Source organism: Nocardioides sp. GCM10028917 (assembly GCF_042666175.1).
GTDB lineage: Bacteria > Actinomycetota > Actinomycetes > Propionibacteriales > Nocardioidaceae > Nocardioides.
The window spans coordinates 1-13,049 of the sequence record NZ_JBHTFL010000012.1; the positions used below are offsets into that span (position 1 = coordinate 1).

Genomic DNA, 13,049 nt, shown 5'->3' on the forward strand with positions numbered 1-13,049 from the left:
CAAAACAAACTAATTCGTCGACTAATCAAACACACTGTTGAGTTCTCAAGAATCAGACGCACCCGATCCTCGCCGGCTGGGCCGGTCCGGTCGCGGGGCAACCTGCAGAAACTTACCGGGCGCTTCTCTCACCGTCAAACTGGCGAGTTCGGCACTTCGGTGTGGTCGCAGCTGGTCTCCGCTTCAGCTGACCTTCTGGCCAGGAGGCGGCGCCGCTTGCGGCGACAGGAAGAACATTAGACCCTCCTCGCGGACCATGCAAAACCGGGGGTGCCCGTGATGCATAAGCGCAGGTCAGCGGCCTGCGGCGAGACGCGGAGCCGCCGGACGGTACGTGCTGACGGTGGGGTCGTCGGTGATCCAGAACCGCCACGGACGCTCTGCTGCGAGCCGGAGCCCGACCCGCGGCCCGGTGCTGATCTGGGCCACCGGCTCCCCCGGCACCAGGTCGGGACGGATCCCGTTGTCCGCGAGGTCGATGCCGAGCACCCGGCACAGCCGGGCCGGGCCCCGGGCGAGGTCGCGGTCACGGCTCGCGGGGCGGCGCTCCCGGGCGATGTCGAGCCCGGCGACCACCTCGCCCGCGCGCAGGAGCACGGCGCCGGGGTCGCCTTCGGGGCCGGTGACCAGGTTGGCGCAGTGGTGCATCCCGTAGACGAAGTAGACGTAGAGCCGGCCGGGAGGGCCGAACATCACCGCGTTGCGGGCCGTCCGGCCGCGGTGCGCGTGAGAGCCCGGGTCGAGCGGGCCGGCGTACGCCTCCACCTCCGTGAGGCGCACCGAGACGCCGCCGTGGGTGAGGACCGCGCCGAGCAGGCGGGGTGCCACCTCGAGGGGGTCGCCCTCAGCCCAGGCGGTCACGGTGCCCGATGGTCGCCGTACGTACCTGGTCGAGCTGTTGGCGGACGCGGTCCGGTGCCGTGCCGCCGCGACCGGAGCGCGAGGCGACAGATCCCTCGACGGTCAGGACCGTGCGGACCTCCGGCGTCAGGGACGGCGAGATCCCGGCCAGCTGCTCGTCGGTGAGGTCGGGCAGGTCGCAACCGAGCTCCTCGCAGCGGCGTACGCACGCACCGGCGACCTCGTGGGCGTCACGGAACGGCACGCCCTCGCGCACCAGCCACTCGGCGACGTCGGTCGCGAGCGAGAAGCCTTGCGGGGCGAGCTCGGCCATCCGCGGGCCGTTGAAGGTGAGGGTCGCGACCATGCCGGTCATGGCGGGCAGCAGCACCTCGAGCGTGCGGACCGAGTCGAAGACCGGCTCCTTGTCCTCCTGCAGGTCGCGGTTGTAGGCCAGCGGGAGGCCCTTGAGGGTAGCCATCAGCCCGGACAGGTTGCCGATCAGCCGCCCGGACTTGCCGCGCGCCAGCTCGGCGATGTCCGGGTTCTTCTTCTGCGGCATGATGCTCGACCCCGTCGACCACGAGTCGTGCAGCGTCGCGAAGTCGAACTCCCGGGTCGTCCAGAGGATGACCTCCTCGGCGAGGCGGGAGAGGTCGACGCCCACCTGGGCGGTGACGAAGGCGAGCTCGGCGGCGAAGTCACGCGACGACGTGCCGTCGATGGAGTTGGCCGACGAGCCGGTGAACCCCAGCTCCGCCGCGACCGCCTCCGGGTCGAGGCCGAGCGTCTGTCCGGCGAGGGCCCCGGAGCCGTACGGCGAGTCGGCCGCCACCCGCGCGTCCCAGTCGCGCAGCCGCTCGACGTCGCGCAGCAGCGGCCACGCGTGGGCGAGCAGGTGGTGTGACAGGAGCACGGGCTGGGCGTGCTGGAGGTGCGTGCGCCCGGGCATGACGCTCTCCTGGCCCGGGGTGAGGTGCTTCCCCGCCTGCCCTGCGAGCACGTCGACCAGGTCGAGCACCAGGCCCGCGATCGAGCGCGCGTGGTCGCGCAGGTACGCCCGGAAGAGCGTCGCCACCTGGTCGTTGCGCGAGCGACCCGCCCGGAGCCGGCCGCCGACCACGGCCCCGACCTCGTCGAGCAGCAGCCGCTCGAGGGCGCCGTGGACGTCCTCGTCGGTGGGCGCGGGGACCAGCTCGCCGGCGTCGTACCGCTCCCCCAGCACCGACAGCCCGCGCAGCAGCTCTGCGTGGTCTGCATCGGTGAGCAGCCCGGCGCGGTGCAGGGCGTTGGCGTGCGCCCGCGACCCGGCGAGGTCGTAGGGCGTCAGCTGCCAGTCGAAGTGGGTCGACCGCGACAGCTCCTGGAGCTCTGGTGAGGGTCCGCTCGCGAAGCGTCCGCCCCACAAGGAGCCCTCGTTGGTCGTGCCCTGCGTGGACGGTTGGGTGGCGTCGGGCATCAGTCGTTCCCGACGTCCATCGCGGCGTGGTCGAGCGCCTCGTCGTCGAGCGAGTCGCCCTCGCCCGCGCCGGGCGTGGCGATCCGGTCGGCTCCCCCGGGCTCGATCTCGCCGAAGAGGTTGCCGTTCTCGACCAGGACGTGGCCCTGGTCCTGCGGCTGCATGGCGTAGAGCTCCAGCTTGCTGCGTGAGTCGGCGATGTCGAGGTTGCGCATGGTGAGCTGCCCGATCCGGTCGGTCGGCCCGAAGACGGCGTTGTCCGTGCGCTCCATGGACAGCTTGTCCGGGTGGTAGGAGAAGGCCGGCCCGTCGGTCGCCAGCACGGTGTAGTCCTCTCCGCGGCGCAGGCGCAGGGTGACCTCACCGGTGACCAGGGAGGCGACCCAGCGCTGGATCGCCTCCCGCATCATCAGCGCCTGCGGGTCGAGCCACCGACCCTCGTAGAGCAGGCGGCCGAGGCGACGGCCCTCGTAGTGGTAGTTGGCGATCGTGTCCTCGTTGTGGACGGCGTTGAGGAGCCGCTCGTAGGCGATGAAGAGCAGCGCCATGCCGGGGGCCTCGTAGATGCCGCGCGACTTGGCCTCGATGATGCGGTTCTCGATCTGGTCGGACATGCCGAGGCCGTGGCGGCCGCCGACCTCGTTGGCCCGCAGCACGAGCTGCACCGCGTCGGCGTACGTCTCGCCGTTGATGGCGACCGGCCGGCCCTGGTCGAACCGGATGGTCACGTCCTCGGTCTCGATCGCGACCGCGGGGTCCCAGAACTTCACGCCCATGATCGGCTCCACCGTCTCGAGCGAGACGTCGAGGTGCTCGAGGGTCTTGGCCTCGTGGGTGGCGCCCCAGATGTTGGCGTCGGTGGAGTACGCCTTCTCCTGGCTGTCGCGGTAGGGCAGGTCGCGCTCGGTGAGCCAGGCGCTCATCTCGTGGCGGCCGCCGAGCTCGGTGACGAAGTCGGCGTCGAGCCACGGCTTGTAGATGCGGAGCTCGGGGTTGGCGAGCAGGCCGTAGCGGTAGAACCGCTCGATGTCGTTGCCCTTGAAGGTCGAGCCGTCGCCCCAGATGTCGACGTCGTCCGCGTGCATGGCCCGCACCAGCATCATGCCGGTGACCGCGCGCCCCAACGGCGTGGTGTTGAAATAGACCCGGCCGCCGGAGCGGATGTGGAAGGCACCGCACGCCAGCGCCGCGAGACCCTCCTCGACCAGCGACGCGCGGCAGTCGACCGCTCGCGCCAGCTCGGCGCCGTACTGCAGGGCCCGGGACGGTACGCCGGAGATGTCGGGCTCGTCGTACTGGCCGATGTCGGCGGTGTACGTGCACGGCACCGCGCCCTTGTCGCGCATCCAGGCAACCGCCACCGAGGTGTCGAGGCCGCCGGAGAACGCGATGCCGACGCGCTCGCCGACCGGGAGGGAGGTGAGGACCTTGCTCACTGGGAGTCCTTTGCAGAGCTGGAGTTCGGGCTGGAGTCAGGGGTGGTGTGCGAGAGGCTGGAGGCGGGGCTCGAGCCGTGGCGGACGTCGTTGGCCAGGTCGAGGAACCGCTGGGCCAGGGCGTCGCCGCCCGCAGGGTCGCGGCCGATGACGAGCAGGGTGTCGTCGCCGGCGATGGTGCCGAGGATGTCGCCGAGGTCGGCCTTGTCGAAGGCACTGGCGAGGAACTGCGCGGCACCGGGAGGGGTGCGGAGCACGACCAGGTTGGCGCTGGCCTCGGCGCTGACGAGCAGCTCGGCGCACAGGCGGGCCAGCCGGTCACGGCCGGCCGCGGTCTCGCGGGGCGCGGAGACGCTGCGGTCGCCGCCCTCACCCGGCACGGCGTAGACGAGGGCGCCGTCGGTGTCGCGCACCTTGACCGCGTCGAGCTCGACGAGGTCGCGGCTCAGCGTGGCCTGGGTGACGCGGACGCCGTGGTCGCCGAGGAGGTCGGCGAGCTCGGTCTGGGAGTGCACCGGGTGGGCCGTCACGATGTCGATGATCCGCTGGTGCCGGGCGCTCTTCGTCAGCGGGGTCATGGCGCTCACGATGATCGCTCCAGCAGCCAGGTCAGTACCGCCTTCTGGGCGTGCCGGCGGTTCTCCGCCTCGTCCCAGACGACCGAGTGCGGCCCTTCGATGACCTCCTCGGAGATCTCCTTGCCGCGGTAGGCCGGCAGGCAGTGCATGACGATCGCGTCGGGGGCGGCGTGGGTGAGCAGGTCCTCGGTGACGCCGAAGGGCGGGAAGATCCGCAGCCGTTCCTCGGACTCCTCCTCGCGCCCCATGCTGACCCACGAGTCGGTGACCACGACGTCGGCGCCGCCGACCGCCTCGACCGGGTCGGACGTGAGCTCGATGGAGCCGCCGGTGCCCTGCGCGATCTCGCGCGCCCTCGCGACGACATGGGAGTCGGGCGTGAACCCCTCGGGCGCGCCGACGACGACGTGCATGCCGGCGGAGGCGCCGGCGAGGACCCACGAGTTGCCCATGTTGCAGGCGCCGTCGCCGACGAACGCGACCCGGATCCCGGCCAGCCTGCCCTTGTGCTCGCGCACGGTCTGCAGGTCGGCGAGGAGCTGGCAGGGGTGGAACTCGTCGGTGAGCGCGTTGAGCACCGGCACGCCGGCGTACGCCGCCATGGTGACGACGTCGCCCTGGTGGGCGGTGCGCCACACGACCGCCGCGGCCTGGCGGCCGAGGATGCGCGCGACGTCCTCGACGCCCTCGCGGGACCCCATCGCAGCCAGGCCGCCGTCGACCGTCATCGGGTTGCCGCCCAGCTCGGCGATGCCGGCGGCGAACGACACCTGGGTGCGCAGGGTCGGGCGGTCGAAGACCAGCGCGACCGTCCGCGGACCGGCGAGCGGCTTGTGGTCGAACGGCTCCGCCTTCATCCGGTCGGCCAGGTCGAGGACCTCGAGCAGCTCAGCGGGCGACAGGTCGTCGTCACGGAGGAAGTGGCGGGTCATGGAGTGGGCTCCTGTGCGGCGTCGCGGGCGGTGTCGAGGACGTGGGGCAGGGCCGCGTCGAGGGCGTCGAGGTCGGCGGCGGTGATCACCAGCGGCGGCACGAACCGCAGCCGTGTCGGACCGGTGGCGTTGAGGATGAAACCGGCCTCGCGCCCGGCGGCCACAGCGTGCGTGGCGTAGGGGCCGTCGAGCTCGGCGCCGCGCATGAGGCCGGCACCGGTCACCTCGACGACGCCGGTCTGCTTGCGCAGGAGCGCCTCGAGCTGGGCGCCCCGCTCGACGGCGGCGTCCATCAGGCGATCGGCCTCGATCGTGTCGAGGACCGCGAGGGCGGCCGCCGTGGCGACCGGGTTGCCGCCGAAGGTGGTGCCGTGGTTGCCGGGCTGGAGCAGCGTCGCCGCGTCGCCGCGGGCCACGGTCGCGCCGATGGGGATGCCGCCGCCGAGGCCCTTGGCGAGCGTGACGACGTCGGGCTGCACGCCCTCGAGCAGCTGGTGGGCGAACCACGCGCCGGTCCGGGCGACGCCGGTCTGCACCTCGTCGAGCCAGAGCAGGGCGCCGTGGTCGTGGGCGATCCGCTGGGCGGCGGCGAGGTAGTCCGCGGACGGCACGACGACCCCGGCCTCCCCCTGGAGCGGCTCGAGGACGACCGCGGCGACGGTCTCGTCGACGGCGGCCTCGAGCGCGGCCACGTCGTCGTACGGGACGAAGGTGACGTCGCCCGGCAGGGGCTCGAAAGGCTCGCGGTACGCGGCCTTGGACGTGAGGGCCAGCGCGCCCATGGTGCGGCCGTGGAAGGAGCCCTCGGCGGCGACGAGCCGGGTGCGGCCGGTCCGGCGGGTGAGCTTGAGCGCGGCCTCGTTGGCCTCGGTGCCGGAGTTGCTGAAGAACACACGCGCGTCCTCGGACCAGCCGAGGAGGCCGACGAGGCGCTCGGCCAGGGCGACCTGCGGCTCGGTGGCGAAGAAGTTGGAGACGTGGCCGAGCGTGCGGAGCTGGGTGGCGACGGCCTCGACGAGGGCGGGGTGGGCGTGGCCGAGGGCGTTGACGGCGATACCGCCGAGCAGGTCGACGTACTCCTTGCCGTCGGCGTCCCACACGTGCGCTCCCTCCCCGCGGGCGAGGGCCAGCACGGGCGGGCCGAAGGTGTTCATCACGGCGCCGGTGTAGCGGTCCTGGATGCTCATGACGCGTCCTCCGTCGGGTAGGGCTTGCGCATCCGCGTGGCGACGCCCGGGAGCACCTGGGTGCCGACCCCCTCGTCGGTGAAGATCTCGAGCAGCACGGAGTGGGGCTCGCGGCCGTCGACGACCGTGGCGCGGGGCACGCCGCCGGTGACGGCCTCGTAGCAGGCACGCATCTTGGGGACCATTCCCGCGTCGAGGGACGGCAGCATCTCGCCGAGCGCCTCGGGGCTGATCTCCTGGATCAGGTCGTCGGAGTTGCCGTAGTCGCGGTAGAGGCCCTCGACGTCCGTGAGGACCAGCAGCTTCTCGGCTCCCAGCGCGACCGCGAGGGCGGCGGCGGCGGTGTCCGCGTTGACGTTGTGGACCTGGCCGTCGACGTCGGGCGCGACCGAGCTGACGACCGGCACCCGGCCGGCCTCGATGAGGTCGAGGACCGCCTCGGGCCGCACCTCGGCGACCTCGCCGACGAGGCCCAGGTCGACCTCCGCGCCGTCGACGACCGTGCTCGTGGGGACGGCGCGGAAGAGCCCGGCGTCCTCCCCCGACAGGCCGACCGCCAGTGCGCCGTGCTGGTTGATGAGGCCGACCAGCTCGCGCTGCACCTGGCCGACGAGCACCATCCGGACGACGTCCATCGCTTCGGGCGTGGTCACCCGCAGGCCGCCGCGGAACTCCGACTCGATGCCGAGCCTGTCGAGCATCCGGGAGATCTGCGGGCCGCCGCCGTGCACGACGACGGGCTTGAAGCCGGCGAAGCGCAGGAAGGCGATGTCCTCGGCGAAGGCGACCTTGAGGGACTCGTCGGTCATCGCGTTTCCGCCGTACTTCACGACGATCGTGCGGCCGTGGTAGCGCTTGAGCCACGGCAGGGCCGCGGCCAGCGTGCGGGCCTTGGCCGGGTCGGGCCGGCGCGGGTTCTGGACGGTCTCGGGCATGGGCTGGGTCATGAGCTGTAGGCGCTGTTCTCGTGGACGTAGGCGTGGGTGAGGTCGTTGGTCCAGACGGTGGCGCGGGCGTCGCCGGACTTGAGGTCGATGGTCACGCTCACCTCGCGGCCGGTGAGGTCGACGCCCGCCGGGTCCTCGGCGGGGGTGGACTGCCGGCACACCCACACCCCGTTCATCGCGACGTCGAGGTCGGCGGGGTCGAACTTCGCCTGCGTCGTGCCGATGGAGGCGAGCACCCGACCCCAGTTGGGGTCGTTGCCGAAGACGGCGGCCTTGAACAGGTTGCTGCGAGCGACGCTGCGGCCCACCTCGACCGCCTCCTCCTCCGACGCGGCGTGGAGGGTGGTGATGGCGATCTCGTGGTCGGCGCCCTCGGCGTCCTTGAGCAACTGCATCGCGAGGTCGGTGCAGGCCTGCGTGAGCGCGGCGGTGAAGTCCTCGGGCGTGGGGGTGATGCCGCTGGCGCCGCTGGCCATGACGGTGACCGTGTCGTTGGTGGACATGCAGCCGTCGGAGTCGAGTCGGTCGAAGCTGACCCGGGTGGCAGCGCGGAGGGCGGCGTCGAGGTCGGCGGCGGGCACGACGGCGTCGGTGGTCAGGACGACCAGCATGGTGGCCAGCTGCGGGGCGAGCATCCCCGCACCCTTGGCCATCCCGCCGATCGACCAGCCGGCGCCCTCGACGACGGTGTTCTTGCTGACCGAGTCGGTGGTCATGATCGCCTCGGCGGCGCTGGTGCCCCCGTCGGGGGACAGCGCCGCGCTCGCCGCCTCGACGCCGGCCAGGAGGTCGTCGCGGTCGTTGACGAGGCCGATCAGGCCGGTGGAGCAGACGACGACGTCGATGGCGCCGATGCCGAGGCCCTCGGCGACCTTCTCCGCCACGGCGTGGGTGGTCTGGAAGCCCTCGGGACCGGTGTAGCAGTTGGCGCCCCCGGAGTTGAGGACGACCGCCTTGACGGTGCCGTCCTTGACGACCTCCTGGCTCCAGAGCACGGGGTTGGCCTTGCAGCGGTTGGCGGTGAAGACCGTGGCGGAGTCGAAGGCGGGTCCGTGGTTGACGACCAGGGCGAGGTCCTTGGCGCCGGTGGACTTGAGCCCGGCCGCGACGCCGGCGGCCGTGAAACCGCTGGGGTGGGTGACTGACATCAGGGGGCGATTCCGATCGTGGTGAGCCCGGCGGCCTCGTCGAGGCCAAGGGCGAGGTTCATGCACTGGACGGCGGCGCCGGCGGTGCCCTTGGCCAGGTTGTCGACCACGGCCACCGCCACGAGTCGTCGTACGCGCTCGTCGACCGCGACCTGCACCTGCACGGCGTTGGAGCCGAGCACCGACTGGGTCTGCGGCCACTGGCCCTCGGGGAGCAGGTGCACGAACGGCTCGGTGTCGTACGCCGTGGCGTAGGCGTCGCGGACCTGGTCCGGGGTGACGCCGTCGAGCAGGGGCGCCTGCACGGTGGCGAGGATGCCGCGGGACATCGGCACGAGCAGGGGCGTGAAGCCGACCCTCACCGGCCCCCCGTGCACGGCGCTGAGGTTCTGGACGATCTCGGGCGTGTGGCGGTGAGTGCCGCCGACGCCGTAGGCGCTGGCGTTGCCCATCACCTCGCTGCCGAGCAGGTGGGGCTTCGCCGACTTGCCTGCGCCGCTCGTGCCGGACGCGGCGACGACGGTGACGTCGGGCTCGACCAGGCCGGCCGCGAGGGCGGGGACGGCCGCGAGCGTCGAGACGGTCGGGTAGCAGCCCGGCACGGCGATCCGCCGGGCGCCGCGGAGCAGCTCCCGCTGACCGGGCAGCTCCGGGAGTCCGTAGGGCCACGAGCCGGCGTGCTCTCCGCCGTAGAACGTCTGCCACTCCCCTGCGTCGGTGAGGCGGAAGTCGGCGCCGCAGTCGATCACGACGGTGTCGTCGCCGAGCGCCCGGGCGATCCCTGCGGACTGGCCGTGCGGGAGCCCCAGGACCACGACGTCGTGCCCCGCCAGGGTGTCGACCGTCGTCTCGTCCAGCACCCGGTCGGCCAGCGGGACCAGGTGCGGCTGGAGGGAACCTAGCCGCTCACCGGCGTTGGCACCCGCGGTCACCGCACCCACCTCGACACCCGGGTGGCCCAGGAGGAGGCGGAGGACCTCTCCCCCGGCGTACCCACTGGCTCCGGCGACGGCGACTGTTGCGGTCATTTGCATGACTATACATTGGACTGCATGTATGCGCCGCCTGGGGTCCGATAAGGCGAGGCGGAGCGTCGGTCCCCTCCCTTACGGTGCCCGGATGACCTCACTCCACACCCGCCTGTCCCCCGACGTCTACCTCGACCACCTGCGCGCGGAGTCCGCCCGCTTCCGCGACGTGCTCGCCGCCTGCGACCCGGCGGCCCGGGTCCCGGCCTGTCCCGACTGGGACGCCGCCGACCTGCTGTGGCACCTCGCCACGGTGCAGCGGTGGTGGACCGAGGTGCTGACGGCGAGGCCCGAGCAGCCGGAGGAGATCGACCCGCCCCGCCCGGAGGCGTACGACGACCTGGTGCGCGCCTACGACGAGTGGTCGGCCGGCCTGGCCGCGGCGCTCGACGGAGCGGACCCGCAGGAGGAGGCGTGGAACTGGTCGGACGACCACACGGTCGGTTTCATCCTCCGCCGGCAGGCGCACGAGGCGCTGGTGCACCGCGTCGACGCGGAGCAGGCCGCCGGGGTCGCCAGCGAGCTCGACCCGCGGCTGGCGGCCGACGGGGTGCACGAGTGCCTCGACGTGATGTACGGCGGGATGCCTCCCTGGGGGTCCTGGGAGCCCGGCGACGGTTTGGTACGCGTCGACGTCACCGACACCAGCGAGTCGTTCTGGCTCCGCTTCGGGATCTTCTCGGGCACCGATCCCGACAGCGGGACGTCGTACGCTGACGAGGAGGACTTCCACGTCGTGCCGGCGCCGGACGACGCCGACGTCGAGCCGGACGTGGTCGTCGACGGGCCGGCGGCGGCGCTCGACCTCTGGCTCTGGAACCGCGGCGACGACGCCGACATCTCGACCGCCGGGGACCGGGACGTGCTCGAGCGGTTCGCGGCGATCGTGGCGTCGCCGATCAACTGAGGCGACAACCGGTGGGCTGAGACGACGTACTGGCCCTTGAGTCTCCAGGAGACTCAAGGGCCAGTGTCGTGCGGGAGTGTCGCGGCGGAGGTGGGTCAGGCGCGCTGCACGGCGCCGGTGCGCTCCGCTGCCAGCGCGACGGCGGCGTCGCGGGCCGCAGACGCCTCGCCCTCCTTGAGGGTCCGGTCGATCGCGCGGAAGCGCAGGGCGTAGGCGAGGGACTTCCTTCCCTCGCCGACCTGGTCGCCGGTGTAGACGTCGAAGAGCCGGATCGACTCGAGGAGCTCGCCGGCGCCCTCGCGCAGCGCGGACTCGACGTCGGCGGCCGGCACGGCGGCGTCGACGACGAGCGCGACGTCCTCCTTCGCGACCGGGTAGGACGAGAACGTCGGCGCCGTGCGGAGGTGCACCGCGCGCGCGATCAGCAGGTCGAGGTCGACCTCGGCGGCGACGGTGCGCTTTGGCAGGCCGAACGCCTGGCACACCGTGGGGTGCACCTCGCCGGCATGGCCGATGACCTCGCCGTCGACCGTCAGCTCGGCGCAGCGACCGGGGTGCCACGGCGCGACCTCCGTGGCCGCGGCACTGACCTCGAGGCCGAGCGATGCCGCGACCGCTCGTACGGCCTCGACGGCGTCGGCCCACGAGAAGGGCCCGGCCTCGCCCCACCAGCCGCCGGACACCGCGTCACCTGCACCGACGAGCGCGAGGTGGAGGGGCTGGGCGGGCAGCGCGGCGTCGAGGGCCTCGAGCTCGGCCTCGGTCGGGCGGCGGTCGACCGGCAGGATCGGGGCCGGGCCGGCGTGACGCGGGAGCGTGACGGTGGCGGTCTCGAAGATCGCGAGGTCCGTGGTGCCGTGCCCGACGTTCTTGCCCGCCGCGCGCAGCACGCCCGGCAGGAGGGTCGAGGTCATGAAGCCGGCCTCGGCGTTGAGCGGGTTGGACAGCCGCAGCAGGTCGCGGCGCGGGTCCTCGGCCGGCAGGCCCAGCGCGTCGAGATCGGACTCGCCGACGAACGGGAAGGTCACCACCTCGACGAAGCCCTCACCGGCGAGCGTGCGCCCGATCCGGCGCCGCAGCTGCTGCGGGCGGGTGAGGCCGCGACCGGACGGAGGCGTGGGGAGGACCGAGGGCACCTTGTCGTAGCCGACGAGCCGGACGACCTCCTCGGAGAAGTCCTGGGCGTCGGTGAGGTCGGGACGCCACGGGGGTGGGGTGACCGACAGGGTGCCGGAGCCGTCGACCTCGCAGCCGACGGCACGCAGGCACGCGACCGACTGCTCCTCGGTGATCGGCATCCCCGAGACACGGGCGGCCAGGTCGCCCGCGACCTCGACGACCGGCATGGCCGGCGGGGTCCCGACGACGGTGACGCCCGGGTGGGCCGTGCCACCGCCGTGCTCGACGAGCAGCTCGACGACACGGTCGGCGGCCGCCTCGCAGATGGTGGGGTCGACACCGCGCTCGTTGCGCTTGCCTGCCTCGGAGGTGATCTTGTGCCGGCGACCGGTGCGGAACATCGACACCGCGTCCCAGTGGGCCGCCTCGACGAGGACGGACGTGGTCGTGCCGGAGATCTCGGTGGTCTCCCCGCCCATCACGCCGCCGAGGCCGATGATCCCGGAGTCGTCGGTGACGACGAGGTCGCCGGGGTCGAGCGTGCGGGCGGTGCCGTCGAGGGTCGTGAGCTTCTCGCCCTCGCGCGCCCGGCGTACGACGATCGCGCCCTGCAGCCGGTCGGCGTCGTAGCCGTGGATCGGGCGGCCGGTCTCGAGCATCACGTAGTTCGTGACGTCGACCGCGAGCGAGATGGGTCGCATCCCGGCCGCCGTGATGCGCTGGACCATGAAGTCCGGCGTCGTGGCCGCGGGGTCGAACCCGTCGACCCGCCGCGCCACGAACACCGGGCACCCCTCAGCGTCCTCGACGACCACGGGGTGGCCCTCGTCGTTGGCTGCCGGGGTGTCGCGCAGCGCCGGGTCACGGAAGCCGCTCGCCCCGTCGACGGAGACGAGGACCTCGCGGGCGATGCCGCGCAGGGACAGGGCGTAGGCCCGGTCGGGGTTCACCTCGAGCTCGATGACCTCCTCGTCGAGGCCGAGCACCGCACGGACGTCCTGGCCGGGCTCGCCGGCGTCCGGTGGCAGCACGATGATGCCGTCGTGGTCCTCGCCGAGGCCGAGCTCGCGGGCCGAGCAGATCATCCCGGCGGAGAGGTGGCCGTAGGTCTTGCGGGCGCCGATCTCGAACCCGCCCGGCAGCACGCCGCCGGGAAGGACCGTGACGACGAGGTCGCCCGGCTCGAAGTTGTGGGCGCCACAGACGATGCCCTGCGGCTCACCGGTGCCGTTGGCGCTCCCGACGTCGACGGTGCACCAGTTGATGGTCTTGCCGTTCTTCTGCGGCTCCGGCTCCATCGTGAGGACCCGGCCGATCACCAGCGGGCCGGTGATCTCGCGGCCGGGGCTGACGATCGCCTCGAGCTTGAGGCCGGTCAGCGTGAGCCGGTCGGTGATCTCCTCGGTGGTGGTGCCGGCAGGTACGTCGACGAGGTCCAGGATCCAGGACAGGGGTGCCTTCATCGCTC

Annotated in this window: 11 protein-coding genes; 1 reads left to right on the plus strand and 10 read right to left on the minus strand. The window is 72.6% G+C overall.

Features of this window, described 5'->3' with window-relative positions; genetic code table 11:
* Nucleotides 1-294 precede the first annotated feature (294 nt).
* From ACFQW6_RS19885 to argC, 9 genes are read right to left on the minus strand one after another with little or no spacing between them, the layout of a single operon-like run.
* A complete protein-coding gene (locus ACFQW6_RS19885; RefSeq protein WP_378549625.1) occupies nt 295-861 on the minus strand; it encodes a DNA-3-methyladenine glycosylase in 567 nt (188 codons plus the stop codon).
* Nucleotides 845-2,299: an argininosuccinate lyase gene (argH, locus tag ACFQW6_RS19890; RefSeq protein ID WP_378549628.1), complete on the minus strand. Its 1,455-nt coding sequence runs from the start codon at nt 2,297-2,299 to the stop codon at nt 845-847. Before argH ends, ACFQW6_RS19885 begins: the two co-directional genes overlap by 17 nt.
* Entirely contained in the window at nt 2,299-3,735 is a 1,437-nt protein-coding gene (gene argG / locus ACFQW6_RS19895) for an argininosuccinate synthase (protein WP_378549631.1), read from the minus strand. Before argG ends, argH begins: the two co-directional genes overlap by 1 nt.
* Nucleotides 3,732-4,313, minus strand: coding sequence for an arginine repressor (locus tag ACFQW6_RS19900; RefSeq protein ID WP_378549634.1), 582 nt, complete (start codon nt 4,311-4,313; stop codon nt 3,732-3,734). Before ACFQW6_RS19900 ends, argG begins: the two co-directional genes overlap by 4 nt.
* A gap of 5 nt (nt 4,314-4,318) precedes the next feature.
* Nucleotides 4,319-5,245, minus strand: a complete 927-nt coding sequence (gene argF, locus ACFQW6_RS19905; protein ID WP_378549637.1) for an ornithine carbamoyltransferase — start codon at nt 5,243-5,245, stop codon at nt 4,319-4,321.
* Nucleotides 5,242-6,432, minus strand: a complete 1,191-nt coding sequence (locus ACFQW6_RS19910; protein ID WP_378549640.1) for an acetylornithine transaminase — start codon at nt 6,430-6,432, stop codon at nt 5,242-5,244. The genes argF and ACFQW6_RS19910 overlap by 4 nt, the downstream gene beginning before the upstream one ends.
* Nucleotides 6,429-7,367 (minus strand): acetylglutamate kinase, encoded by a 939-nt coding sequence (gene argB, locus ACFQW6_RS19915; protein ID WP_378549642.1) that lies wholly within the window; start codon nt 7,365-7,367, stop codon nt 6,429-6,431. Before argB ends, ACFQW6_RS19910 begins: the two co-directional genes overlap by 4 nt.
* A gap of 8 nt (nt 7,368-7,375) precedes the next feature.
* Nucleotides 7,376-8,527 carry a bifunctional glutamate N-acetyltransferase/amino-acid acetyltransferase ArgJ gene (gene argJ, locus ACFQW6_RS19920; protein WP_378549645.1) on the minus strand — a complete coding sequence of 384 codons (1,152 nt, stop codon included), beginning with the start codon at nt 8,525-8,527 and terminating at the stop codon, nt 7,376-7,378.
* Complete coding sequence (argC, locus tag ACFQW6_RS19925) at nt 8,527-9,555, minus strand: N-acetyl-gamma-glutamyl-phosphate reductase (RefSeq protein WP_378549648.1); 1,029 nt, start codon at nt 9,553-9,555, stop codon at nt 8,527-8,529. The genes argJ and argC overlap by 1 nt, the downstream gene beginning before the upstream one ends.
* Before the next feature lie 91 nt (nt 9,556-9,646).
* Between argC and ACFQW6_RS19930 the strand changes: the two genes are divergently transcribed.
* Complete coding sequence (locus ACFQW6_RS19930) at nt 9,647-10,462, plus strand: maleylpyruvate isomerase family mycothiol-dependent enzyme (protein WP_378549651.1); 816 nt, start codon at nt 9,647-9,649, stop codon at nt 10,460-10,462.
* Nucleotides 10,463-10,557: 95 nt separating this feature from the next.
* Here the strand turns inward: ACFQW6_RS19930 and pheT are convergent, their stop codons facing one another.
* Nucleotides 10,558-13,044 carry a phenylalanine--tRNA ligase subunit beta gene (gene pheT, locus ACFQW6_RS19935; protein ID WP_378549654.1) on the minus strand — a complete coding sequence of 829 codons (2,487 nt, stop codon included), beginning with the start codon at nt 13,042-13,044 and terminating at the stop codon, nt 10,558-10,560.
* Nucleotides 13,045-13,049 lie beyond the last annotated feature (5 nt).